The organism is Pandoraea communis (assembly GCF_902459745.1).
GTDB classification, from domain to species: domain Bacteria; phylum Pseudomonadota; class Gammaproteobacteria; order Burkholderiales; family Burkholderiaceae; genus Pandoraea; species Pandoraea communis.
In genome coordinates this window covers 240,882-265,512 of record NZ_CABPSJ010000001.1, presented here as the reverse complement: position 1 = coordinate 265,512, position 24,631 = coordinate 240,882, and the positions used below count along the sequence as shown (strand labels likewise).

General features: G+C 63.3%; 19 protein-coding genes. 5 read left to right on the top strand and 14 right to left on the bottom strand.

All coding sequences use genetic code 11. The features are described from left to right. Positions 1 to 28: 28 nt before the first annotated feature. Positions 29 to 1,708 carry a GMC family oxidoreductase gene (locus PCO31110_RS01280; RefSeq protein WP_010805008.1) on the bottom strand — a complete coding sequence of 560 codons (1,680 nt, stop codon included), beginning with the start codon at positions 1,706 to 1,708 and terminating at the stop codon, positions 29 to 31. Positions 1,709 to 2,052: 344 nt separating this feature from the next. Between PCO31110_RS01280 and PCO31110_RS01275 the strand changes: the two genes are divergently transcribed. Then, the gene (locus PCO31110_RS01275; RefSeq protein ID WP_150689445.1) at positions 2,053 to 2,925 is read left to right on the top strand and encodes an IclR family transcriptional regulator; all 873 of its coding nucleotides are present in this window, start codon (positions 2,053 to 2,055) and stop codon (positions 2,923 to 2,925) included. Positions 2,926 to 2,929: 4 nt separating this feature from the next. Here PCO31110_RS01275 and PCO31110_RS01270 read toward each other — a convergent pair whose 3' ends face one another. Next, positions 2,930 to 3,718, bottom strand: coding sequence for an IclR family transcriptional regulator (locus tag PCO31110_RS01270; RefSeq protein ID WP_051126430.1), 789 nt, complete (start codon positions 3,716 to 3,718; stop codon positions 2,930 to 2,932). 237 nt (positions 3,719 to 3,955) lie between these two features. Between PCO31110_RS01270 and PCO31110_RS01265 the strand changes: the two genes are divergently transcribed. Next, positions 3,956 to 4,942 (top strand): AAA family ATPase, encoded by a 987-nt coding sequence (locus tag PCO31110_RS01265; RefSeq protein WP_150583203.1) that lies wholly within the window; start codon positions 3,956 to 3,958, stop codon positions 4,940 to 4,942. After that, positions 4,939 to 6,681 carry a cobaltochelatase CobT-related protein gene (locus tag PCO31110_RS01260; RefSeq protein WP_150689444.1) on the top strand — a complete coding sequence of 581 codons (1,743 nt, stop codon included), beginning with the start codon at positions 4,939 to 4,941 and terminating at the stop codon, positions 6,679 to 6,681. Before PCO31110_RS01265 ends, PCO31110_RS01260 begins: the two co-directional genes overlap by 4 nt. Before the next feature lie 20 nt (positions 6,682 to 6,701). Here the strand turns inward: PCO31110_RS01260 and pta are convergent, their stop codons facing one another. From pta to tauA, 8 genes are all read right to left on the bottom strand, one after another. After that, on the bottom strand, positions 6,702 to 7,742 hold the full coding sequence (gene pta, locus PCO31110_RS01255) for a phosphate acetyltransferase (protein ID WP_150689443.1): 1,041 nt from the start codon (positions 7,740 to 7,742) through the stop codon (positions 6,702 to 6,704). Positions 7,743 to 7,817: 75 nt separating this feature from the next. Beyond that, positions 7,818 to 9,650, bottom strand: coding sequence for a sulfoacetaldehyde acetyltransferase (gene xsc, locus PCO31110_RS01250; RefSeq protein ID WP_174979265.1), 1,833 nt, complete (start codon positions 9,648 to 9,650; stop codon positions 7,818 to 7,820). 178 nt (positions 9,651 to 9,828) lie between these two features. Then, on the bottom strand, positions 9,829 to 10,218 hold the full coding sequence (locus PCO31110_RS01245; protein ID WP_150689442.1) for a nuclear transport factor 2 family protein: 390 nt from the start codon (positions 10,216 to 10,218) through the stop codon (positions 9,829 to 9,831). 34 nt (positions 10,219 to 10,252) lie between these two features. Continuing rightward, positions 10,253 to 11,686, bottom strand: coding sequence for an NAD(P)/FAD-dependent oxidoreductase (locus PCO31110_RS01240; protein WP_174979263.1), 1,434 nt, complete (start codon positions 11,684 to 11,686; stop codon positions 10,253 to 10,255). A gap of 229 nt (positions 11,687 to 11,915) precedes the next feature. After that, positions 11,916 to 13,319, bottom strand: a complete 1,404-nt coding sequence (locus PCO31110_RS01235; protein ID WP_010805017.1) for an amino acid permease — start codon at positions 13,317 to 13,319, stop codon at positions 11,916 to 11,918. A 255-nt stretch (positions 13,320 to 13,574) separates the two neighbouring features. Further along, complete coding sequence (locus tag PCO31110_RS01230) at positions 13,575 to 14,450, bottom strand: ABC transporter permease subunit (RefSeq protein ID WP_051126428.1); 876 nt, start codon at positions 14,448 to 14,450, stop codon at positions 13,575 to 13,577. Between the two features lie 101 nt (positions 14,451 to 14,551). Continuing rightward, positions 14,552 to 15,376, bottom strand: coding sequence for a taurine ABC transporter ATP-binding protein (locus PCO31110_RS01225; RefSeq protein WP_010805019.1), 825 nt, complete (start codon positions 15,374 to 15,376; stop codon positions 14,552 to 14,554). 80 nt (positions 15,377 to 15,456) lie between these two features. Continuing rightward, positions 15,457 to 16,515, bottom strand: a complete 1,059-nt coding sequence (gene tauA / locus PCO31110_RS01220) for a taurine ABC transporter substrate-binding protein (RefSeq protein ID WP_150689441.1) — start codon at positions 16,513 to 16,515, stop codon at positions 15,457 to 15,459. A 294-nt stretch (positions 16,516 to 16,809) separates the two neighbouring features. On the opposite strand from tauA, the gene pdxR reads away from it, so the two are divergent. Continuing rightward, positions 16,810 to 18,345, top strand: coding sequence for a MocR-like pyridoxine biosynthesis transcription factor PdxR (pdxR, locus tag PCO31110_RS01215; RefSeq protein WP_150689440.1), 1,536 nt, complete (start codon positions 16,810 to 16,812; stop codon positions 18,343 to 18,345). 24 nt (positions 18,346 to 18,369) lie between these two features. Here pdxR and PCO31110_RS01210 read toward each other — a convergent pair whose 3' ends face one another. Next, complete coding sequence (locus PCO31110_RS01210; protein ID WP_010805022.1) at positions 18,370 to 18,999, bottom strand: glutathione S-transferase family protein; 630 nt, start codon at positions 18,997 to 18,999, stop codon at positions 18,370 to 18,372. A 614-nt stretch (positions 19,000 to 19,613) separates the two neighbouring features. On the opposite strand from PCO31110_RS01210, the gene PCO31110_RS01205 reads away from it, so the two are divergent. Continuing rightward, the gene (locus PCO31110_RS01205; RefSeq protein WP_150689439.1) at positions 19,614 to 21,821 is read left to right on the top strand and encodes a putative bifunctional diguanylate cyclase/phosphodiesterase; all 2,208 of its coding nucleotides are present in this window, start codon (positions 19,614 to 19,616) and stop codon (positions 21,819 to 21,821) included. 184 nt (positions 21,822 to 22,005) lie between these two features. Here PCO31110_RS01205 and PCO31110_RS01195 read toward each other — a convergent pair whose 3' ends face one another. The 3 genes from PCO31110_RS01195 to PCO31110_RS01185 all read right to left on the bottom strand — a co-directional run bounded on the left by PCO31110_RS01195 (position 22,006) and on the right by PCO31110_RS01185 (position 24,597). Next, positions 22,006 to 22,809, bottom strand: a complete 804-nt coding sequence (locus PCO31110_RS01195) for a hypothetical protein (RefSeq protein ID WP_010805024.1) — start codon at positions 22,807 to 22,809, stop codon at positions 22,006 to 22,008. 81 nt (positions 22,810 to 22,890) lie between these two features. Then, positions 22,891 to 23,523, bottom strand: a complete 633-nt coding sequence (locus tag PCO31110_RS01190) for a class I SAM-dependent methyltransferase (protein WP_150689438.1) — start codon at positions 23,521 to 23,523, stop codon at positions 22,891 to 22,893. 132 nt (positions 23,524 to 23,655) lie between these two features. After that, positions 23,656 to 24,597, bottom strand: a complete 942-nt coding sequence (locus PCO31110_RS01185; RefSeq protein ID WP_010805026.1) for a LysR family transcriptional regulator — start codon at positions 24,595 to 24,597, stop codon at positions 23,656 to 23,658. Positions 24,598 to 24,631: the final 34 nt, after the last annotated feature.

Genomic DNA, 24,631 nt, shown 5'->3' with positions numbered 1-24,631 from the left:
TGTAATGGTTGGGGGCTGACGTGATTGGCTAAATCGCGACGGCAACGCTTGCCGCTTCCTCTGGTGCCTGCGTGCTGCCGCGAATCTCCTGCATGCCCGACGCCGGCTCCCTGTCTTCGAGAATCATGTCGGCCGCCTTCTCGGCGATCATGATGGTCGGTGCATTCGTGTTGCCCGAGACCAACTCGGGCATGATCGACGCGTCCACGACGCGCAGCGCCGCGAGACCGTGCACGCGCAGACGGTCGTCGACGACCGCCATGGCGTCGTGCCCCATCTTGCAGGTGCCTGCCGGGTGATAGATCGACTGACTGAACTGGCGTGCGGCCTGTAGCAACTCGTCGTCGCTCCGGTACTGCGCCCCGGGAACGAACTCGCTGATGATGTGCGGTGCGAGCGAAGGTGCTGCGGCAATGCGGCGCGCCACCTTGATGCCGTCAATCACAACGCGATGGTCGCGCTCGTCCGACAGATAGTTGGCCTGAATGACCGGGTATTGCAGCGGGTCGTTGGACCGGATCTCGACACTGCCCCGGCTGAACGGACGCAACTGGCAGACGGACGACGTGAATGCCGAGAACCGGTGCGCCCCCGTGCCCGGCTTGTCGGCGGACAGCGGCTGCATGTGGAACTGAATGTCGGGGCGCGTAATGTCGGGACAGTCCGGGCGCGAGCGCGTGAAGATCGTCACCTGACTGGCGGCGAGCGTGAGCGGCCCGGTACGGAACATCGCGTATTGCAGGCCGATGAGCGCCTTGCGCAGCGGGTTGTTCACTTCGTCGTTGAGCGTGCGCTCGCGGGTTTTGAAGACCAGACGCACTTGCAGGTGATCTTGCAGATTCTGGCCGACACCGGGCAACGCATGCCGCAACGCAACGCCCGCCTTGGCGAGCACCGTTGTCGGACCTACCCCCGAGTTTTGCAGTATCTGCGGCGAGCCGATGGCCCCGGCCGCAAGAATGACCTCCACGCCCGCGCGCGCCTTCTTGCGCTCGCCGTTTTGCAGATATTCCACGCCGATGGCGCGCTTGCCTTCAAACAGGACACGGCACGTCTGCGCCCGCGTCTCCACGATCAGGTTTCGGCGTTCGCGAATCGGCTTGAGAAAGCCCTTGGCCGTGCTCCAGCGAAGCCCTTTGAAGGCCGTCTGCTGGAAGTAGCCGACGCCTTCCTGTGTCGCGCCGTTATAGTCCTCGTTGAAGGGGATGCCGGTATCTTTCGCGGCGGCGATGAAGTGTTCTGCGATGGGACGGCGCAGGCGCAGGTCGGACACCTTCAGCGGGCCGCCAACGCCGTGATACTCGTTCGCGCCGTGCTCCTGATCCTCCGATTTGCGGAAGTACGGCAGCACGTCGGCGTAGCGCCAGCCGCGATTGCCCAGTGCGGCCCAGTGGTCGTAGTCTTCGCGCTGACCTCGCACGTAGAGCAGGCCGTTGAGCGAGCTTGAGCCGCCGAGCACCTTGCCGCGCGGCCAGTCGATCCGGCGGCCGGCGACATTGGCGTCGGCCTCGGTGCGATAGCACCAGTCGAGTTCCGGGTCGTGCATCGTCTTGAAATAGCCGACCGGGATGTGAATCCATGGATTGCTATCGGGGCCGCCGGCCTCGAGCAGCAACACCCGGCACGCGGGATCTGCGCTCAGACGATTGGCGAGCACGCACCCGGCGGAGCCCGCACCGACGATCAGATAGTCGACCTCATGTTCCATACCGCCTGTCTCCTGCCTCGCGTCTGCTTCGATGGGATGAAACGATTCGTTTCGGATTGTTTCGATCCAATGTCGGCGAGCGGTACGCAAATGCCAAGCGAAAAGCGGTGCGCAACGGAAAACTGAAACGGATTTCGCGCTTGCCGTCTCAGAACGCGACAATTGTTGCGGCGCATCTGCGGGGTTTTACTAGGGAGGGGGAGGTGCGGGCGCGGCGCATCGATCAACGGCGTATTCGGTGCGTGAGCAGCCTTGCACCGGGGTTATCCCGAGGCAGATGCCATTCGATTAATTGGTATATTTTGTTTCCTTTATTGCGTATGAGCGACGAGCGAGGAGGCGCGATGCGCGAGACGGGCACGCTGGACGATGGGGACTTGCGCGCGAGCGACGAGGCGCGGAACTTGCGGGCGCTGGCCGTCATCGAGCGATTGGCGATGGCCGGACAGCCCTACACGTTGTCGCAACTCGCGACGCGTCTGTCGATTCCGAAGGCCACACTCATGCGCCTGATCGAGGCGCTCGAGTTGTGCGGCTACGTTGCGCATGTGCCCGATTCGCGCGGCTCGGAGCGAGGCCTGTCGTTGGGGCCTCGGTCCGCGCGACTGGCGCTGGTCACGCTGGCGAACAACAACTTCACGCGCGCCGCGCGTTCGCTGCTGCGCACGCTGGTCGATCGCGTGGGCGAGACCGTGAATCTGACGGCGCTCGACGGCGATGAGGTGCTCTACATCGAGCGAGTGGAGACGAACGAACCGCTGCGCATGCAGATGCATCCCGGCATGCGCGTGCCGTTGCATTGCACGGCGAGCGGCAAGTTGTTCCTGTCCCAGATGGCGGCGGCCGAGCGTCGGGCGGTGCTCTCGCGCTTGTCGCTCAAACGCATGACGCCACGCACGATCACGGACGTCAGCCTGCTTGACGCGGAGCTGGACCGGCTGGCCGCGCGCGGCATCGGCATCGACAACGAAGAGTTTGTGCGTGGCATGGTCGCGGTAGGCGTGCCGGTGCGCGCGATCGAGGACGGACACGTGCGCGCGGTGCTCGCCGTGCATGGTCCGACGGCGCGCGTGACGCTGGAGCAACTGTTGGGACTGGTGCCGACGCTGCGTGACACCGCGACGGCGCTCGCGCCGCTGCTCGACTGGCAGCGGACCGGCAAGACGCAGGCGTTGGCGAAAAAAGCGGACGCGGAAGAAAAGTCGAAAGCGTTCTGACGCGTCAGAACGTCTTGGCGAGTTCCTTTGCGGCTTCTCGCAGACGCGGCACGAACTCCATCGCCTTCGACAACGACGTGCGCGAGACGGGGGCGTGCACAGCCACCGCGGCGATGCATGAGCCGTCTTCCTTGAGTACGGGCGCGGCGACGCATGCAATGCCCAGCACGAATTCTTCGTTATCGACGGCGATGCCCTTATGCGCAATGCGGTCGAGTTCGCTCTCCAGCAATTCGGGATCGGTCAGCGTATTCGGCGTGAAGCGTTGCAGCTTCATCGCACGCAGCAGGGCGGCACGTTGCTCGCGCGGCATCATGGCGAGCAGCAACTTGCCGCTCGCACTGCTGTGTGCGGGCACATGCGACCCCGGTTTGAGATCGAGACGCAGCGGCCACGGCGCCTCCATGCGATCGAGATAGAGCACTTCGGTTTCGTGCAGCATCGTGAGGTTGCACGTCTCGCCGAGATCGGCCACGAGGCGGCCGAGAATCGCATGACGCATGCGCCGTGCGCCCGCCTGCATCATCACACCCAGACTCAGTTGCGCGAGACGCGGGCCGATCACGTAGGCGTTCTTCTGCCCCGGTTCGCGAATCACGAGCCCGCCCGCCTCGAGCGAGCCGAGCATGCGGTGCAGCGAAGCCTTCGGCATCTGGATGTCATGCGCCATGTCGGCGAGCGACACCGGTGCGTCGGCGGCAACGAGATATTCGAGCAGCGCAAACGCCCGCAGGGTCGGGGTATCCGCCTTGTTCTCCGACGGGGTGTCGTGCTGGGTCGCTGCGTCGTTCATATGCGCCGTTCCGGAAAATGGATCAGCGGTATTGTACCCAAACGAACTATCGAGCGGATTGAACGCCATTGGCCGGTTCTCGATGCGTTTCAGTTCGTTCGAATGTCGATGAGCCAACGGGATAGTGTCAATCGAATATTTTATTAATCGGAACGAATTGTTTCTAAAAATGGTTAACGATATGATGCCCTGACATTGCCTCGGCACAGTGAAACAGCAGAACAGGAGAGGAACGTGATGGAGACCGCAACCCAGCAACCGGATCGCCTGGTCGACGCCCGCACCGTATTCGGCATCGATACGGATCTGCAGGTGCCGGCGTTCAGCGAGCGCGACGATCACGTACCCGAAATCGACACGGCGTACCGCTTCAACCCCGACGTTACGCTGGCGATTCTCGCCGGCTTCATGTGCAACCGGCGCGTGATGGTGCAGGGCATGCACGGCACCGGCAAATCCACGCATGTCGAACAGGTGGCGGCGCGGCTGAACTGGCCGTGCGTCCGGGTGAATCTCGACGGACATATCAGCCGTCTCGATCTGGTGGGCAAAGACGCCATCGTCGTGCGCGACGGGCATCAGATCACCGAGTTTCAGGAAGGTATTGTGCCGTGGGCGCTGCAACGCCCGGTGGCGCTGATTTTCGACGAGTACGACGCCGGCCGTCCTGACGTGATGTTCGTGATCCAGCGCATTCTGGAGCGCGACGGCAAGCTCACGCTACTCGACCAGAATCGCGTGATACATCCGCATCCGGCCTTCCGCATGTTTGCCACGACGAACACCGTCGGCCTGGGCAATCTCAACGGTCTGTATCACGGCACGCAGGTACTCAATCACGCGCAGATCGACCGCTGGAACGTCGTCGCAACGCTCAACTATCTGTCGCGCGAGGATGAAGCGGGCATCGTGCTGGCGCGTGTGCCCGAACTCGACAACGATGCCGGACGTACGCTCATCGACTCGATGGTGAGCGTGGCGGAACTCACGCGCAGGGGGTTCGCCACCGGTGATCTGTCGACGCTCATGTCGCCGCGCACGGTAATCAACTGGGCGGAGAACGTCGGCATTTTCCGCGACGCCGGACTGGCGTTTCGCCTCACGTTCCTGAACAAGTGCGACGAGGCCGAGCGCGCCGTGGTGGCCGAGTTTTACCAGCGCGCTTTCGGCCATGAGTTACCCGCCAACGAGGGTGGCCGCTCGCTGCTGGCCGGTGCATCGTGACGATCTCCGAGCGCGAGGCGGCACGGCGCGCGGCGCGCGGTGAGGCCCTGTGTGCCGCGACGGTGCGCGCGTTGACCGGCGACGCTGCGCTGCATTACAGCGGCACGCGCCTGTGCCGGAACATGCGCCCGCTGCCGCTGCATGCGCCGCATCTGCAAACGCTGCCGGGATCTGCCGCCGCGTCGGACACGTTGCGCGGTGCTGCCGACGGTGCGGCGCTACGGCTGCGGCACAGCGACGCTGCGTTGCACCGCCGCCTGCAACCCGAAGCACCGCTCGAGCGACTGCTCTTCGATCTGATGGAGCAATTGCGTTGCGAGACGTTCGTCCCGGCGGGCATGCCCGGCGTGGCGAAGAACTTGCGCGACCGGTTCGAAGCGTGGTCGCGCGCGATGCATGTGACCGGCGTGGCCGACAGTCACGTCGGGTTGTTGCTGTACACCGTCGCGCAAATGGCCTGGTCGAGATTGACGGGTTATCCCGTCGTCGAGGACACGGAAGGACTGATCGAAGCCACGCGCATGGCCATCGCGCCGCGTATCGGCGGCGCGCTCGCGGGCATGCGCCGAACGCGGGCCGATCAGGCGGCCTTCGCCGTGTGTGCGCGGGCGCTGGCCGCCGACATCGCGGGACTGATTCGTGCGTCGGGCGGCGAGCAAGCGGAAGGCACGGATAAGGACGACGAGCAGGAAAAAGGCGCGCGCAATGCCTTCTCGCTTTTTCTCGATTTCGACGAACGGGAAGACGACGGCATCACGCTCGCGCACTCGGGCGATAGCCGCGTGCTTAAGGCGTCGGCGCAAGGCTATCGCGTCTTCACGAATCGCTACGACCGCGAACTGTATGCCGGCACGCTCGTGCGTCACGCGCTGCTGACCGAATTCCGCGAGCGCCTCGACGAGCGAATCGTTGCGCAAGCGATCAACGTGCCAAGGCTCGCGCGTGCCCTCAAGGCGGCGCTGGCGGTGCCGCAACGCGACGGCTGGTCGTTCGGCGAAGAGCACGGACGCATCGACGGACGACGCCTTGCGCAACTGGTCAGTTCGCCTGCCGAGCGGCGGCTGTTCCGGCTCGAGAAGCACACGTTGATTGCCGAATCGATGGTGAGCTTCCTGATCGATTGCTCAGGGTCGATGAAAGCGCACATCGAAGCTGTGGCGATGATTGTCGACGTTTTGTCCCGCGCACTCGACGCGGCGGGTGTCACCAACGAAATCCTGGGTTTCACGACCGGCGCGTGGAACGGCGGACGCGCCCGCGCCGATTGGCTCGCGCATGGCAAACCCCGATTCCCGGGGCGTCTGAACGAAGTCTCGCATCTGATCTTCAAAGACGCCGTCACGAGTTGGCGGCGCGCGCGAACCGGCATTGCGTCGTTGTTCAAGGCCGATCTGTTTCGCGAGGGGGTGGACGGCGAGGCGGTGGAATGGGCTTGCGAGCGGTTGCGCTCACGCAGCGCGAACCGGCGTCTGCTGATCGTGATTTCGGACGGTAGCCCAATGGACGCGGCCACCAACCAGGTCAACGACGAGCACTATCTCGATCATCATTTGCGTGAGGTCGTGGCGCAGCAGCGCGTCCTCGGCGACGTGGAGGTGCTGGGCCTCGGCGTCGGCCTGGATCTCAGCCCGTATTACCGGAACTCGCTTGCGTTGGATCTGAGCGCACTTCCCGACATGACGACGCTCTCGAGACTTGTCGACTGGATCGGCACCGGCGGCCGTCGCGCGCACGGATAACATCCCGCCCGAGTGACGCATCACCGCCGGGTGGCGAGCGGCGACGTTCCGGTGAGTTTCGCGCGGGCAGCCTGCGCTTGCACGCAGGTCACGCCGATCACGTAGTAGATGTCGTCGGCGCTGCAACCGCGCGACAGGTCGTTTGCCGGACGGTTCAGCCCTTGCAGCAAGGGGCCGATTGCCTTTGCGCCGCCGATGCGTTCGGCCAGCTTGTAGCCGATATTGCCGGCGTCGAGATTGGGGAAGATGAGCGTGTTGGCATGCCCCTCGACTTGCGAGTGCGCAACCTTGCGCTGAGCGATTTCGGAGACGATGGCAGCATCGAGCTGGACGTCGCCGTCGATGGCCAACGCCGGCCGGGCCTCCTTGACGAGACGCGTCGCTTCCACGACTTTGTCCACGGCCGCATGTTTCGCGCTGCCGCTCGTCGAAAACGACAGCATGGCGACGCGCGGCGGCTCCATGAGCAGGGCGCTGGCACTGTCGGCCGCGGCAAGGGCGATTTGCGCGAGCTGGGCAGCATCGGGATCGACGACAAGGGCGCAGTCGGAAAAGATCAGACCGCCCTTCATCGTGTGGAACGGCTCGCAGAGCATCATCAGAAAGAAGCTCGATACGAGTTGAAACGACGGTTGCACGCCAATGATCTGTATGGCCATGCGCACCACATCGGCGGTCGTGTTCACGGCGCCGGCAACGGCGCCGTCGGCGTGGCCGAGTCGCACCATCATGTTGGCGAAACCCAGCGGCGAGCGCATCTCCTCGGTGGCGCGCGCGCGCGTCATTCCCTTGTTTGCGCGCATGTCGTGCCACGTTTGCGCGAACGCGTCCGTCATCGCCGACGTCGCAGGATCGATCAGCTCCATGCCGGCCAGATCGATGTGTGCCGCCTCGGCCGCGCGCCGGGTCTTGCCGATATCGCCGACGAGTACGATGCGTGCGATACCCTCGCGTGTGGCGCGGGCGGTGGCGGTGAGCATCCGCTCGTCTTCCGATTCGCACAGCACGATGCGCATCGGTGCGCGGCGCGCGGTATCGATGATGCGATTGATGGCTTTCATGATGTCGAGAAAATAAAAAGCGCCCCCGGCACCCACAGAGCCGGGAGCGCTGTCACACGAATGACCTCAACCGCGTCAGACGTAGTCCTTGTACTTGTCGAGCATGCGCACGGGCTTCGACAGCGCGTCGCGGCGGAACGGATCGCCCAGCTCGCGGGTACACATGATTTCGATGATCGTCGTCTTGCCGTGATTCATCTGCAGATCGATGGCTTTCTTGAGTGCCGGGCCTACGTCTTCCAGACGATCGACCACGATGCCCTCGGCACCCATCGCCCGCGCGATGTTGGCAAAGCTCGGGCTCTCGAGTTCGCCTGCCACGAAGCGCCGGTTGTAGAAGTCCACCTGATTCTTCTTCTCGGCGCCCCACTGTCGGTTATGGAAGACCACGGCCGTGACGGGAATGTTGTGACGCACGCAGGTGAGCGTTTCCATCAGGCTCATGCCCCACGCCCCATCGCCCGCATACGAGATCGCCGGCCGGTGCGGCGCGGCGACCTTGGCGCCGATGATCGTCGGGAACGCGTAGCCGCAGTTGCCCCAGCTCATGGCCGCGAAGAAGCTGCGCGGCTTGTTGAAGCGCAGATAGCTGTTGGCCACCGAGTTGATGTTGCCGATGTCGGTCGAGACCATGACGTCTTCCGGCATGGCCTTCTCCAACTCGCGCAACACCTGACGCGGATGCAGATACTCACCGCCGTTGAAAGTGCGCTCGCGCTTTTGTTCTTCGATCATGTCGAGGCTGTACGGATCGCGCTCGTGCGTCCATTCGTCGAGTTCCTTCTCCCACGCCGCCTTTTCGGTAGCGATCTGGTCGGCGCGGGCGGCGCGCGTGGCATCGCACACGAGCGTGCGTTCGGCCAGACGCTGCGACAGTGCCACGGCAGCCGCCTTCGCGTCGCCGCAGATACCGACCGAGATCTTCTTCACGAGGCCGAGCATCTTGTGATCGGCATCGATCTGGATGATCTTGGCGTGCTTCGGCCAGTAGTCCAGACCGTGTTGCGGCAGCGTGCCGAACGGTCCGAGACGCGAGCCGAGTGCGACGACCACGTCGGCCTGAGCGAGCAGCTTCATCGCGGCCTTCGAGCCTTGATAGCCGAGCGGGCCGCACCACAGCGGGTGGTTGGCCGGGAACGAGTCGTTGTGCAGATAGCTGTTTACCACCGGTGCACCCAGACGTTCGGCGAGCGCCTTGCACGCCTCGATGGCGTCGGCCATGACCACGCCGCCCCCCGAGATGATGACCGGGAATCTGGCTTGGGCGAGCAGTTCGGCCGCTTCGTTGAGGCGTTCGTCACCGCCTGCGCCACGGTCGAGACGTTGCGGGCGCGGAATCTCGGTCTTGATCTGACCGTAGAAGTAGTCGCGCGGGATGTTGAGCTGCGTCGGGCCCATTTCGGCCATTGCGCGATCGAAGCAACGGCCGGTGAATTCGGCCATGCGGGCCGGGTGCGTCACGTGACCCTGATACTTCGTGAACTCCTGGAACATCGGCAATTGCTTCGCTTCCTGGAAGCCACCGAGACCGATGCCCATCGTGCCGGCCTCCGGCGTGACGATGACGACCGGGCTATGGGCCCAGTAGGCGGCGGCAATGGCCGTCACGCAATTGCTGATGCCGGGGCCGTTCTGGCCGATCACGACACCGTGACGGCCCGACACGCGAGCGTAACCGTCGGCCATGTGACCGGCGCCTTGCTCGTGCACCACCGGGATCAGGCGAATGCCGGCCGGCGCAAAGATGTCCATCGCGTCCATGAAGGCCGAGCCCATGATGCCGAACATCTCGCTCACGCCATTGGCGACCATCGTTTCGACGAAGGCTTCAGACGGCGTCATGGCCTGCGGGCCGTCGCCGGCGGCCGCCGGTTGCTGGGGGGCCGTCGCTGGATATTTGGCATTCATGGGTGTCTCCGGTGAAAAATAAACGGAACAAATAATTCCGATTTCATTGTGTAAGTGGAAATCTAGGTGATATGTTTGCCATGGTCAATCTGTATTTTTATTATTTGGTACGTTTTGTATTGAAAAACGAAATCGATTGTGACCATGCCATGGGCACTGCGAAGGTGACGAATGCGCGTCAGAACGCGGGGCGGTCTTTACGGAAGGCGTTCTTCACGTCGATCTTGCCGTCGCGCAGGGTGAAGACGTCGACCATGCGCGCCTCGACGCGACTGCCGTCGGCCTTCGTGCCGCGGAATGTCGATTCGGACACGCCGCGATTCCCGGTGACGAAGTGCACGCCCTCGGTCCACGACGCATCGGGGAAGTTCTCCCACGCGGACGCAAACGCAGCGCGCACGGCGTCGTGTCCTTCGAAGGTGCGGCCCAGCATGTCGGGGCCGGCCACGGCGTGAAACACACAGGTGTCCGTCATGCAGGCCATGAGGGTGTCGATGTCATGGTGATTCCAGGCATCGTTGAAGGTCTTGAGCAACTGGATGTCGGCAGATTCGTTCTGAGTCGTCATTGCGGAGTCCAAAATAAATGAGGTTGTGGACGGATCAACGCGCTTCGTCTTGCGCGTGATACCGCTGATAGAGAAAGCGCTGGCCGATGCGGCGGAACGGCGCGAAACCTTGCCACTGCACGGCGCCGAACACGTTCGGGTATTGCAGCGCCGAGTCGTAGATCGGCAAATCCCACGACGGGTCGCGCTGACCGGCGATACGTTGGGCGAGGCGGCGTCCTGCGTGTGCGGAGAACGACACGCCGTTGCCACCGTAGCCCACGGCGTAGAAGAGGTTCTGGCGCGGATCGGGTTGGGTGACGCGCGGCATCATGTCGTGGCTCACGTCGACCCAGCCCCACCACGAGTAGTCGATATGAATGCCCCGCAGTGCCGGAAATTTGCGATGCAGTCCTTCGACGAGCACCGCCATGTGTTTCGGATTTTTCGCATCCGCGCCGGTGATCGAGCTACGGCTGCCGATCTGCAAGCGGTTATCCGGCAGCAGACGGTAGTAGTAGCGCAGCGTGCGCGTATCGGTGATGACCTCATGGGTGCGGAAATTCGTCGCCGCGATTTCGTCGGGCGTGAGCACGCGCGTGACGAGCGAGTTCGACAGGATCGGCATGATCTTCGCGCGCAGGGCCTTGGTCACGTCGTTGCGCGTGTAGCCGCCTGTCGCGAAGGCGACGGCCCTGGCGCGCACGACACCGCGCGGTGTGCGCACGTGATGCACGCCGTTGATCGTCTCGACACTCAGGACCGGGGTGGACGGATGCACGCGCGCGCCGAGCGCGCGCGCCATGCGCAAATAGCCGAAAGCGAGCTTGAGCGGGTGTACACCGATGCCGTCGGGTTCATGCAAGGCACCGCAGTTTTCCTGATCGTCGACGTACTGCTCGCTGACCTCGGCACGCGAGAGGATGCGTGTGTCGTAGCCGAACACGTCGTGCATGACCTTGGCTTCGTTGCGCAGGAATTCCATCTTGCGATCGCGGTGGGCGATGTAGAGATGGCCACCCGGTTGCGGGTCGCACTCGGGCACTTCGGCCACGAGCGACTTGAACGTGTTGAAGCCTTCGCGGATTTCGGCGTCCAGCCGCAGCGCGGTGTCTTTGCCCCAGCGCGCAATCCATTGCGAGCGATAGAGTCGTCCGCTCGCGTTCTGCCCCTGCCCGCCGTTGCGGCTGGTGCAGCCCCAGCAGGTGCGGTTTGCTTCGAGCACCATGGCGCGGATGCCGTGTTCGCGCGCGAGGAAAAGCGCGGTGGACAGACCGGTGAAACCGGCCCCGACAATGACCACGTCGACATCGGCATCGCCGGGCAGCGGGCCGTCGTCTCCGGGAGGTTCGCCGGCCGTTGCGACCCAATAGGTTGGTGCGTAGTCCATGCCCAGGCCGGGGCCGGGCGAGACCAACGGGTCGTAAAGCGGATCGTATGGTGCAGCTTCGGAGCGACGATCCAGCGCGAAGGATTCAATCGTACCCACGTTAGGCTCCTGACGGAAATGAGCCCATACTGCCAAGAACATTTTCCGGGGATTAGTACCACCGCCGCTTTGTGATGGTGCCAGCGAAAAGCGGCACCGCCGCAGCGTTTTCGCGCCGTTCGGCACGGCTCGCTGGCACCACATTTTTATGGCGGGTGGTGCCAAATGCCCCAAAAGAAAATGGCCGGCGGCAGAGTGTCTGCCGCCGGCCATTTTCCGGACGCTTTTGTCAGATTTCGAAGCCCGGATCGGGCGAGCGCAGTTTGCGCCAGATCGAACGCACGGTGAAGGCCACGAGCAGCACCGTCAGGCTGGCGATACCCAGCGCGAGCGGTGTGCGCTGGTCCGGAATGAAGGCCATTGCTGTGACAATGGACAACATGCCGGTAATCGCGACCCAGGTGAGGTACGGATACCCCCACATCCGAACTTTGAGCTTGCCCGGCGCATCGCGTTCCAGCCGTTTGCGCAACTTCAGTTGCGAGAAAGCAATCAGCACGTACACGAAGATCGCCACCGTGCCGTAAGAGTTCACGAGGAAGGCAAACACCGTGTCGGGCGAGACGTAGGACATCACCACGGCGACATAACCGAACACCGTACCGACGAGAATCGCACGAACCGGCACGCCTCGCGCGTTGAGCCTGGCAAGCGAGCGTGGCGCATCGCCACGGCGCGTGAGTGCGAAGAGCATGCGCGACGAGGCGTACAGGCCCGAGTTGAGCGCCGACAGCACCGCTGTAAGCACGACCGCATTCATGATGTGCGCGGCCGCCGGGATGCGCATGGCTTCGAGCGCGCTCACATAGGGTGTTGCCATCCCGGCCGAGTTCCAGGGCACGAGCATCACCACCAGCAAGATCGAGCCGATGTAGAAGAACAGCACCCGTCCGATGACGGAATTGGTCGCGCGCGCCACGGCTTGCTGAGGCTCGGCGGCTTCGGCGGCGGCAATCGTTACGATCTCCGCCCCGAAGTAAAAGCCGGTGGCCGCGACGGCGCCGGCCATCACGGGGCCGATGCCGTTGGGCATGAAGCCGCCATGCGAGAGCAGATTGCCGGTACTTGCCACCGCGCCCGGCCACAGACCGGACACGAAGAGTGCACCGAGGAACAGGAACACGACGATGGCCGCGACCTTGATCGACGCAAACCAGAATTCGAACTCGCCATACGACGCTACCGACACCAGATTGGTTAGTGTGAGCACGACAAGCAACGCGAGGCTGATGGCCCACGCGGGAATGCCCGGCAGCCAGAACTGAATCAGGTTGGCGCCCGCCACGGCTTCCACCGCGACCACGATGACCCAGAAGTACCAGTACATCCAGCCCGTCAGAAAGCCGGCTAGCTCACCGCCGACCGGTTTGTCGTTCCACGCGAGCCGCGCGTACTCATAGAACGATCCGACGGCGGGCAGCGCGCACGCCATCTCGCCGAGCATGCGCATGACGAGCACCACGAGCGCACCGGTGATGAGGAACGACAGCACTGCCGCCGGGCCAGCGGCGTGCACGACTACGCCGCTGCCGACGAAGAGTCCGGCGCCGATCACGCCACCCAGCGCAATCATGCTCATGTGCCGTTGTTTGAGGCTCGATTGCAGATGCGCGCCGCTGTCACGATTGGCCATGAAGACCTCCCGTGAGATGGCACGCAATCGGCACGGCGTTAGGGGAGAGACGAGGGGAACGGGGAGAAAGAACGAACCGGGGGGGAAGGACTACAGCGACAACAGCAACAAAATGCCGCTCGCGGGCAAGACGCCCGCTCTGCAATGTCTCGACTGCCACACAACCTCCTGAATGCCTTGTTTGACGGCAGGTGCGGCGGGGGAGCCGCCCTGCGTCATTTTTCTTTGACCAACGGACCTGCTGGGCCTGCCTTGTCAGACCTTGCCTTTCCAGGGCACGAGCACACGCTCCAGATAGCGCATGATCAGATCGAAGCCGAAGGCGAAGAAGCCGATCACGATGATCCCCATAATCACGATGTCCGACGCGAGGAACTCCGCCGCGTTGAGCACCATGAAACCGAGCCCGCTCGATGCCGCGACCATTTCGGCGGCGACCAGCGTAGTCCAGCCCACCCCGATGCCGATACGCATGCCGGTGAAGATCTCCGGCAGCGCCGACTTCACGATCACGTGCATGACGATCTGGCGCGGCGAGGCGCCCATCGAATACGCCGCGTGAATCTGTTCCATCGAGACCGAGCGCACACCCGCGCGCGCGGCGATGGCGAGCGGGGCGAAGATCGCCAGATAAATCAGGAACACTTTCGAGAACTCGCCGATGCCGAACCAGATGATGACGAGCGGCAAATAGGCCAGCGGGGGCAGAGGACGGTAGAACTCGATGGGTGGATCGAACACGCCGCGCGCCACGCGCGACACCCCCATCAGAATGCCGACCGGGATGGCCGTGACGCACGCCAGTGCGAAGGCCCCGAACACGCGATACAGACTCGCGAGCGTGTGTTGCCACAGCGTCGAGCCTGCGAAGCCCTCGGTCATGACCTGCGTGAATTTCTCGACAATGGCGCGCGGTCCCGGCAGGAACAGCGGCTTGATCATGCCCGACGAGGTAATGGCAACCCACAGCAGCAACAGCACGATCACGGTCACGATGCTGATTGCGAGACTGGGACCCTGGCCAGGGGCACCGAACGATTCTCCTGCCTTGACGGGGCGTGGCGCGAACATGCGGGCGAACCAGCCGCGCCGACGCGGTGTGCGGGACGTACTGGGCGTACTCGGCGGCATGGCGGGGCGTTGCGCGCCGCTGCCGGGCGCCGCGCTGGCGGATGGTGCGTGGGGAGTGGTGACGGGTTTGGTCATCATGATGGCAACGTCTCCTGCGTCGATCAGGCGGCGACCGCGCTGGTGCCGGACGTCGCCGTCTGGCCTGCACGTTCGTCACCATAGATGATGCTGAGCACGGTCTCTCGCATGGCGATGAAATCGGGGCTCGACTTGATGGCGCGCGCATCGCGGCATTCGAGATAGCGCTGATTGAAGTCGAGTTCGTAGGTGTGCGTGATACGGCCGGGACGCGGTGACATCACGATCAGGCGGCTCGCGAGAAACAGCGCTTCTTCTACGCTATGGGTGATGAAGAAAATCATCTTGCCGGTCTCGCGCCATACGTCGAGCAGCAGTTCCTGAATGGTCTCCCGCGTGAGTGCATCCAGGGCGGCCATCGGCTCGTCCATGAGCAACATCGACGGGTTGCAGGTGAGCGCGCGCGCAATGCCCACCCGCTGCTGCATGCCGCCCGAGAGCTGGTAGATCATGTGGTTGTGAAAATCCTGCAGGCCGACGAGCGCGAGATTGCGTGCCGCGCGGGCGCGCCGTTCCGTCTTGGGGATGCCTTGCAGCTTCAACCCGAATTCGGTGTTCTCCATCACGTTGAGCCACGGCAGCAGCGCATGCTTCTGGAACACCACGCCACGGTCGGCGCCGGGGCCTTCGATGGGGGCGTCGCCCAGTAGCAATTCGCCGGAAGTGGGCGCGATGAAGCCGGCCATCAGACTGAGCAGCGTGGTCTTGCCGCAACCCGAGGCGCCCAGCGCCACCACGAAATCGCCGGGGGCGATGCTCAGATCGACGTGAGCGAGCGCCTGCACCTGCTCGCCGGGACGCCGGCCGGGATAGACGACGCTGACGTCGTTGACGATGAGTTGTTCCATGAAGCCCTTCTCCTGTCGATCCAGCGATCGGGGAGGGGCGGTCGCACCGGCGAGATCCGGCGTGGCCGCCCCGGCACGGCTTACTTCAGTTTGAGTGCGGCGTCGACGTAGCGCGACGTGACATAGGGTGCGTAGTCGGTCTTGACGGCGTTGATCTTCTGCTGGCTCTTGAGGAACTCGGCCGTGTCCTTGAGGGCCTTGGCTGCGCGGCTGTCCCTGCCGCCGCCCAGCCAATCGCCGGAGGCCTGTTGCTGCGCCGACGGATAGGCGTAGAGCGAGAGCGCGCCGGGAACGTCTTCCGGCTTGCCGCCGATCGTTTTCACAATCGCTTTGACCTGCGGCGAACCGGCGGACCATGCGGCCTGATTCTGGCGATACGCGGCGTCCGCGTCGGCAATCACCTTGACGAACTTCGCCATGAAGTCGGCGTTGGCCTCGCCCCATTTGCGGTCGACGGCGATACCGTCAAACGTCGGTTTGCCCTGCTTCGACAGTTCGCCGGACGTGATCAGTACATGGCCGCTTTGCTTGATTTGCGCGAGCGCCGGGTCCCACACATAGGCCGCATCGATGTCGCCGCGCTCCCATGCCGCCACGATCTGGTTCGGCTGCATGTTGAGCACCGTCACCTCGTTCGGCTTGATGTTCCACTGTTGCAGCGCAAACATCGTGTGGTAGTGCGTGGTCGAGACGAAAGGCACGCCGATCTTCTTGCCCTTCAGGTCGCCGGGCGTCTTGATGTTCGATGCGTTGCGCACCACCATCGCTTCGGCCTGGTTGATGTCGTCGAGAATCCAGAACAGTTGCAAGTCCAGCCCTTGCGAGACGGCCGCCGCCATGGGGCTGGAGCCGAGCACGCCGATCTTGATGTCACCCGAAGCCAGGGCCGTGGCGACCTTGGCGCCGGATTCGAACTGACGCCAGTGAATCTTGTAACCGGTGGCTTTCTCGAACTCGCCGCCGGCAATCGCGACCAGCCAAGGATCGACGATCTGCTGGTACGCAATCGTCACCTCTTTTTCCTGAGCCTGTGCCGTGGCCGGCTGCGTCAGTCCGAGCGTGAGGGCGGCGGGTAGCGCGGCGGCGGCCAGCGCGGTGGTAGCGAACACCCGTCGCAGCCGGTTCGGAAGTCCATTCATGGTTCACCTCTGATCGGGAAGTTATCGGTGGAACACTCGGTTGACGCAACGGTGGTGACGAATCGGCGTCAAGTGACTGCATCATTGCTGTCCGTATTTTTGTTCGTTAGAGCCAGTTGGCCGCATTTGATGATGCCAACTGGTCCAGATGGCGAGAGATCGGCTCGTAAGCCGCATGGATGCTGGAATTCGACCGGATTCAGCGCGACTGCGGATAAACCCCAATTCGGAATTAACGTCACCTTCTCATGAGTAATAATTGACGTTCTGGAAGTGACACGAAGAGAGGGCGCGATGTCGAGCCGGATTTCTGCGGCGATGTGGAACCAGTTGTTTCTGATGTCGGCGCGCGCTGGCATGGGGCTGCAGAGCCAGATTCGCCAGATGCTGGTGTCGGCGATTCTGGACGAGCGGCTGATGCGCGGTGCTGCCGTGCCGTCGTCGCGCGAGTTGGCCGAAGGGCTTGGCGTGGCGCGCAACACCGTGGTGCTGGCCTATCAGCAACTGGTCGACGAGGGATATCTGATCGCCCGCGAGCGGCGCGGATACTTTGTCAACGGCGACATCCTCGCACCGCGCGTCGGGTCGCAGAGCGCGCCCGCGCAGGCCGCACCGGCGCCGGCGGCTGGCACCATCGCGCCACTAGCCCCGTCGACCCCCGACTGGGAAGGCCGCTATGTGGTGCGTCCGTCGGGGCAGCGCAACATCGTGAAGCCCATCGACTGGCAGCAGTACCAGTACCCGTTCATCTACGGACAGTTCGATCCGACGATGTTCCCGACGGCCGACTGGCGCGAGTGCTGTCATAAGGCGCTCACCGTCATGGAGATTCGTGACTGGGCACCGGACATGATCGCCCGCGACGACGAGACGCTCATTCAGCAGATTCGCACTCGCGTGCTGCCACGACGTGGCGTGTGGGCCGACGCCGACGAGATCGTACTCACCAACGGCGCGCAACAGGCGCTCTATCTGCTGGCGGATTTGCTCGTCGGGGCGCGCACGACGGTGGGGATCGAAGATCCCGGCTATCCGGATGCGCGCAACATCTTCGCGATACGAACGCCAAAGCTGGTCGGCCTGCCTGTCAACGAATATGGGGTGCCCGTCGACGACCGGCTGTCGCAATGCGACTACGTGTACGTCACGCCCTCGCATCAGTGCCCGACGACCACCACGATGCCGCTCGCCCATCGCGAAGCGTTGCTGCGTCGCGCGGAAGCCGAGGACTTCGTGCTCATCGAAGACGATTACGAGAGTGAGAACAGCTATTCGGACATCCCGATCCCGGCGCTCAAGAGCCTGGATCGCAGCGACCGGGTGATCTATATCGGAAGTTTGTCCAAATCGTTTGCGCCCGGCTTACGGCTGGGATACATCGTCGCGCCTGCGGCGTTGGTGGCCGAGTTGCGTGCGCTGCGGCGTCTGATGATTCGACATCCTTCGGCGTTCATTCAGCGCTCGTTCTCGATGTTCCTCGCGCTGGGCCACCACGACGCGTTGCTGCGCCGGCTGGCGGACACCTACGCCCATCGCGCCGAAGTGCTGAGCGCGGCGCTCGCCACGCATATGCCGGAGGTGTCGTTCGTGCAGGTGAAGGGCGGGGCGTCTTGCTGGGTGCGGGGGCCGCAGACGCTGAACGCGAATGTGCTGGCGGCGCGGGCGAAGTCGCGCGGCATTCTGATCGAGCCGGGCGACGTGTTCTTCATGGGCGATGCGCCGCCACGCAACATGTTCCGGCTCGGCTTCTCCTCGATACGGCTCGAGCATATCGAGGCGGGCATCATTGCGCTGGCCGAGGTGTTGCGCGAGACGTTGGCGGCGGGCTAAAAGCAGAGCCCGCCGCAGGTTCCGTCAGGGCGTTCCGTTGCGGCCATAGCGACGAAAGCCTTCGTTGGACGACAGCCGTTCGTAATAGGCCGCGACCGCGTCGAGCGGGGGATGCCCGATGGGCGTGGCGAACCAGCGATGCACGGCCAGACCGATGGGGATGTCAGCGAGCGTGAACCGGTCGCCGCAGACGAACGCCTGTGTGGACTGCAATTGCTGATCGAGCACTCGCATGAGTTCGCTCCATCGCGCCACGCCAGCGGCAATCATGCCGTCGTCGTCGTAGCCGGGGGCCTGGCGAACGAGCGCCTTGAACGGGTACACCCATGCCGGGTTCAGGTCCGAGGCTTGCCAGTCGATCCACTGATCGACCCGCGCGCGCTCACGCGGCGCAATCGGGTAAAGATCGGCGCGTTCGCGCGTGGCGGCGAGGTAACGCAGGATGCTGTTGGATTCCCACAGGACGAAGCCGTCGTCGTCGATCACCGGCACCATCTTGTTCGGATTGAAGGCGACGAACGCCGGGGTGTCGAGCTTGCGCGATGCATCGCCGTCTCCCCAGGGTTCATTGACGAAAGGCTCATCGAGTTCGTGGCTAAGCCACAACACCTTGCGCACGTTGATGGATGTCGGTCTGCCGAGAATGCTGAGCATGTTGAGCTTAGGTCGTTGGAGGGAGCGACGCTATTCTAGGCGCGGCGGCAAGGCGATAACAGATACAGATTCGCGACTTGCCGGGCAGAGCAGACGGCGCGATGGCGGTGAGGGGCCATCGCTTACGAAGGCGGCTTCACCGGTCAGGCGGCCTTTGGAAAGGCTTCCCGCCAACGATATGGCATGACGCCGGGAGACGCACGGTTGGACGAGCCTCCGCGCCGATGTATCCCGGATTGCCGGCCGATACCCCTGTCGTCCTTGTTTGTCCTGAAACGTACAACTAAAAAAGTGTTTCAAACGTTGGTATGAATCAATGGCGAATGCGATGAATTCCTTGTTGAATTCGCGCGCCTATCCATATGGTTCGTATGACGAATCGTCAGAAAGCAAAAAACACCATCTTCCGCTTATAATCCGCAAAATCGGACAGGCAATACGGACCGGGCGGGACGTTGATCCCGGCCGTATTCACACCGTGCATGGAGAATCAGGCGGGGCGATTTTTCAATGACATACCGAAAGCGCTACATCAAACCGTTCCCGCATCGAATCACAAGGTATTTGCTTCTCGAAGTTTGTCCATAAACCGCTTTCAGGCGAGGAGATCACTGATGAAGTGCCCCCCTGTAATGCCGATGGAAACCGAACGACTGGCAGCGTTGGCCGAATACGGGCTGGGCAGTGACCGGCCGCTGCCGAGTCTTGATACCGTGGTACGAATCGCAGCCCACATGTTCGACGTGCCGGTTGCTGCGGTCAACATGGTCGGGGACGATCACGTATTCTTCGCCGCCGCTACCGGTTTCGCCAGCGGTGATGTGGATATGAGCCGCGATGCGTCGTTCTGCGCCCACGCGATCCTGCAGGATCGCGTGATGGTCGTGCCTGACGCGGCTTGCGATGAGCGCTTTCACGATAACCCGCTCGTCACGGGCGACAGCCAGGTGCGCTTCTATGCCGGCGTGCCCCTCCTGTCCGCGGGAGGACATGCGCTCGGCGCGCTGTGCGTGATCGACAACAAGCCAAACCACAACTTCTCCGACGTTGACCGCGAACGCCTGCTCGAACTGGCGAGGATGGCATCGGACCGCCTGGAGCTGCGCCGCGTCGAGCTGTTCGTCGAGCGCGACCGGCGAACGTTTGCAGAACCTGAGCGTCGTTCGCCGACCGCGATGATTCGCTTCGACGAGTTCGGCAAGATCCTCGACTGGAATCTCGCGGCCGCCATGCTCTATGGGTACGAAGTCGCCGAGGGGCCGGGCAGGGAGATGGAGACGCTCGTCCCTGAGCGCGGCCGGTCTGCGCTACGCGATCAGATCGCGCAAGCTGTGTCGATCGGTTCCGTCGACGGCGTGACCATGCCGTCCGAGGTGTATGGGCAACGCAAAGACGGTACGGAATTTCTGTTGAGCCTCTCGCTGTTTTGCTGGCGCGAAAACGGCGCATTGACGTTCAGCGCACATGCGCACGATCTGAGCGGGCTGAACATCGAAAAGGACACGCTGAAACGGCTTGCCAATACCGATCCGCTCACGGGCGTGGCGAATCGCGCACGCTTTTACCGGAACGCAGAAGTCGCTTCGGTCAATTTGACGGGCGGTGCCGTCGTGATCCTCGATCTCGACGGCTTCAAGGATGTCAACGACACGCTTGGGCACGTCGTCGGCGATGGCATTCTTTGCGAAGTCGCCCGACGCCTCGGAGCACTCGCGGGGCCTGGCGATACGATCGCCCGCATTGGTGCCGACGAATTTGCGTTGCTGCTGCCGGGCGTGACGAATACTGTGGACGCTCGCCGCCTCGCCGACATCGCAGCGGCAGCCATCGCCGAGCCGATGGTCATTGATGGCTTCGATGTGCGCGTGACCGCATGCGCCGGCATCGCGGTCACGCCGCAGCATGCCCAGGAAGCGCTGAGCCTCATCAGCGACGCCGATCTCGCACTGTCGCAGGCCAAGCATCACGGGCCAGGTCAGGCGTTCGCATTTGTCGATGCATTGCGCATGGAGGCGGTGACGCGTCGTGTGTACAACATCGAGCTGCATCGCGCCGTCAGCGACGGGGAGTTCGTGATGTTCTACCAGCCGCAGGTGGATTTCACGGATGGCTCGCTGACGGGCGCAGAGGCGTTGATTCGCTGGCGGCATCCGCAACGCGGACTGTTGTCTCCGGCGGCATTTCTGCCCGCGCTCGAACGTGGGCCGCTGGCGGCGACCGTGGGCGCCTGGGTACTTGATGAGTCCTGCGGCCAAGCGGCGTTCTGGCGTCGCAACGGCGCACCGGCGTTTCGCATCGGCGTCAACCTGTTCGGCTTGCAGTTCCGTATCGGCAGCATTGTGGACGAGGTGATCGCGGTGCTTGAACGGCACGGCTTGCCGCCCGAGGCGCTTGAGCTTGAAGTGACCGAAAGCATCGTGCTCGACGACGACGTTGTTCTCGACGCGCTACAACGGTTGCGCGACTACGGCGTCGGGATCGCGTTCGACGATTTTGGCACCGGCTATGCATCGATCAGCCTGCTCAGGCGGTATCCGCTGAGCCGCATCAAGATCGACCGTTCGTTTGTGCAGGGAATGATGGAGTCGGCACGCGACGCGTCTGTCGTGCGTGCGCTGGTGGACATGACGCGCAGCTTCGATTTGCGATCGGTTGCCGAGGGCGTCGAGACATTGCAGCAGCGCGATAACCTGCGTCAGCTCGGGTGCGACGAAGGGCAAGGCTATCTCTTTGGTGTGCCGATGCCCGCGCATGAGTTCGGCGAGACGTTCGATATCGGGCAGAGCGAGCGTTGGCGCGGCTGGCAACTGCATCGCGCGTAGTGCGAGTGATGTTCGCCGTGATCCGGATAAACACGACCTCGTCGCTTCGGGCCACGCCAAGGCAAGACGCGCCGTAGCGGACGTTCGCAGCCTCACGTCCCGTCATGGTCCGGCAGCGCCTGACCATCGGTGTCAGCGATCACGTAACCGGGCGTCATCGCAAAACCGATGTCCGCGATGCCAGTCAGGGCTTCGCATCCGCTGCTTTGCCGTTTTGCGCCACGGCGAAGCGGCTTTGTACGGCAACGAGTTGGTCATCGGTAGTGGCGACCAGCCACAAACGCGCCTGTTCCGCGATATGGCGGTTGTGATCCTTCAGCGGGCCCATTGCGGCAGCCGCCTTCCAGACCACAGGACCGATTCGGCTTTTTCTGCCCGAGGGTGTGCCCACGAGCAGGGAGTGCGGGCCGAGCGGAAGCGATACGAGGGGAAGTGCCGGGCTAGGGAGGGCGCGCCAATCGATGAAGGGCGCATCGCCAATGAGCAACGGTGCGGGCAGGCCGTAGAGCACACTGAAATCGTACAGCGCCAGTTGCGCGCGCATGCCCACATAGACGCGCCGGATATCGTCCACAACCGCCGCGCGGATTTCATCCTCGAACATCGGCTCTTGTGCGTAGCGGGCAAGGGCCTCGCGGGCGGCGCCCTGATAAGCGCTGAACAGTCCTAGTTCCAGGCAATCGGCAACAGCCCGCTGAACCTCGGCGACCGATCCCGCTTCCTCCGGCTTGCCCAACTGCGCGGCTTTCAGAAAACGGGCAAGCCCCGCTTCCTGAATCGCGGGGCCATCCACGGACGGATCGTCGACAGCGTTCTCGCCCAGGGGCACGTACACATAATCTTCCGCCGCAAAGTGCGACTTCTTGCCTTCGTCGAACTTGATTTCGCCATCGACGCAGTCCAGATAGCGAGTGCCGATTCGGCCATGCTCCCAAACCCAGTTTTTCAGGAACGGACGTAGCGGATGCAGCGTGTCGTGAGTAGCCATGCAAATCTCCAAGGTGCCCGGTATCGTGTCGACCGGTCACTTGTTCGGGGGGGGGGCGTGGCGACGAAACCCGCCGGCGGTTCAGACGGCCGGTTTGCGCCACACGCTCGCGAGCCAGGGCTGCTGCTCCCGCGGCAAGCCGTCGGGGCGGTAATAGTGTTCGAGTTCGACGAAGCCGGCAGTCGTCATATATCGACGCCACGACGCCAGATCATGGAACGTGCCGTAGCGGCCGTGATGCCAGCCTTCCTGATTTGTGCCGCGCGGGTTGGAACTGAATAGCACCCCGCCTGGCTTGAGCGCTGCATGCAATTGCTGCAGCACACGCGGCAGATCCTGACTCGGGATATGAAACAGGACGGCGTTGGCGAAAATGCCGTCAAAGCGTGCGCCCGGTAAATCGAGGTGCAGAAAGTCCTGCTGCCAGACCTCGCAACCGGTGTCGTTGCGCGCCATCGCAACGAAGCGTTCGGCGCCATCGAGACCGATTGCGTGATGCCCCAGTGCTGTGAATGCCTTGAGATCTCTGCCGGGGCCACACCCAAAATCGAGGATCGTGAAAGGCGGCGCTACGTCGATATGACGCAACAGCGCCGCAATGTTCTGCGTGACGTCGTGATCGCGCGTGCCTTCCCGGAAGTCGTCGGCATTGGCATTGTAGTGCTGCAACGTCCCGGTACTGATTTGCTCGAGATCGTGAGGGGTGAGATTCATGGGGACACCCTAATCTTGCTGGGCTTGACTGGATAGGTGGATGGACGCCGAACTTAGCCGTCAGTATGCCACCGAAGGCTCCCTCGAATCGTTCGGCGCCGCTAACGCCTGCGTCGCGCCGTATCGTGATGGCTAGCAGGGAAATCCGTCGGTAAACGCGCCGCGCAGATAATCGACGAAAAGTTTGACGGCGCGTGGCACATGGGAGGCATAGGGGCGCACCACGTAGATTCGCTCGGCGAATGCGCCGACCGGACGCCATTCGGGCAACAGCACGACCAGTTTGCCGGCGCGAACGGCGGCCTGTGCCGTGAAATCGGGCAGCAGTGCGATTCCCAGATCGTCCAGCGCGGCATCGCGCAGTGCTTCGCTGTTGTTCGCCGCCACCGGGCCACTGATATTTACCGTGACAGGGCTCGCGGCCGATTTGCGGTTCGTATTCGGTTCAAACGACCAGGTGTTCGCCGATTGCGCTCGCGGATAGGAGAGACAATCGTGCGCCGTCAGATCCCAGGGCGAAGCGGGCGTGCCACGACGCTTCAGATACGCGCGCGTGGCGACGATGAGCGAACGCGTGTCGCATAGCTTCCAGGCCACATGCGTCTCGGGTGCGTTCGTGCTGTGCCGGATGGCGAGATCGAAGCCCTCCGTGGCGATCGAACTCAGTCTGTCCGACAGGTCGAGCTGCACGCGAACCTCGGGGTGCGCGCGCAGGAATTGCGACAGTCTCGGAATCACTTGCTGCCGCCCGAGCGCCACCGGTATCGTGACGCGAATCAATCCTCTCGCCACGCCGGCCTGATCCCTCACGTTCGAAAAGCTGGTCGCGATGTGTTCGTACTGACCTCGCGTGTCGTCGACGAGTTGTTGTCCCGCCTCCGTAAAACGAACACTGCGCGTGGTGCGCTGCACAAGCGACACCCCTGCCGCGCGCTCCAGTTCCGCAATGCGCTGACTCATCGCCGCTTTGCTCACGCCCAGACGGGCTGCGGCGGCGGTAAAGCTGCCCTGTTCGGCGAGCACCGTCAGCCAGTGAAGGTGCGTCCAGAGGCCTTCAATTTTTTCCGGATCCATCGATCGATTGTTCGTCAATGTAAACAATGAATTC

Coding starts and splice junctions, on each gene's coding strand:
- PCO31110_RS01195 (WP_010805024.1), bottom strand. CDS start 22,809: ATGGCTACTCACGACACGCTGCATCCGCTACGTCCGTTCCTGAAAAAC.
- pdxR (WP_150689440.1), top strand. CDS start 16,810: ATGTCGAGCCGGATTTCTGCGGCGATGTGGAACCAGTTGTTTCTGATG.
- PCO31110_RS01230 (WP_051126428.1), bottom strand. CDS start 14,450: ATGCCGCCGAGTACGCCCAGTACGTCCCGCACACCGCGTCGGCGCGGC.
- tauA (WP_150689441.1), bottom strand. CDS start 16,515: ATGAATGGACTTCCGAACCGGCTGCGACGGGTGTTCGCTACCACCGCG.
- PCO31110_RS01245 (WP_150689442.1), bottom strand. CDS start 10,218: ATGACGACTCAGAACGAATCTGCCGACATCCAGTTGCTCAAGACCTTC.
- PCO31110_RS01235 (WP_010805017.1), bottom strand. CDS start 13,319: ATGGCCAATCGTGACAGCGGCGCGCATCTGCAATCGAGCCTCAAACAA.
- PCO31110_RS01190 (WP_150689438.1), bottom strand. CDS start 23,523: ATGAATCTCACCCCTCACGATCTCGAGCAAATCAGTACCGGGACGTTG.
- xsc (WP_174979265.1), bottom strand. CDS start 9,650: ATGAATGCCAAATATCCAGCGACGGCCCCCCAGCAACCGGCGGCCGCC.
- PCO31110_RS01270 (WP_051126430.1), bottom strand. CDS start 3,718: ATGAACGACGCAGCGACCCAGCACGACACCCCGTCGGAGAACAAGGCG.
- PCO31110_RS01225 (WP_010805019.1), bottom strand. CDS start 15,376: ATGGAACAACTCATCGTCAACGACGTCAGCGTCGTCTATCCCGGCCGG.
- PCO31110_RS01265 (WP_150583203.1), top strand. CDS start 3,956: ATGGAGACCGCAACCCAGCAACCGGATCGCCTGGTCGACGCCCGCACC.
- pta (WP_150689443.1), bottom strand. CDS start 7,742: ATGAAAGCCATCAATCGCATCATCGATACCGCGCGCCGCGCACCGATG.
- PCO31110_RS01210 (WP_010805022.1), bottom strand. CDS start 18,999: ATGCTCAGCATTCTCGGCAGACCGACATCCATCAACGTGCGCAAGGTG.
- PCO31110_RS01185 (WP_010805026.1), bottom strand. CDS start 24,597: ATGGATCCGGAAAAAATTGAAGGCCTCTGGACGCACCTTCACTGGCTG.
- PCO31110_RS01280 (WP_010805008.1), bottom strand. CDS start 1,708: ATGGAACATGAGGTCGACTATCTGATCGTCGGTGCGGGCTCCGCCGGG.
- PCO31110_RS01205 (WP_150689439.1), top strand. CDS start 19,614: ATGAAGTGCCCCCCTGTAATGCCGATGGAAACCGAACGACTGGCAGCG.
- PCO31110_RS01275 (WP_150689445.1), top strand. CDS start 2,053: ATGCGCGAGACGGGCACGCTGGACGATGGGGACTTGCGCGCGAGCGAC.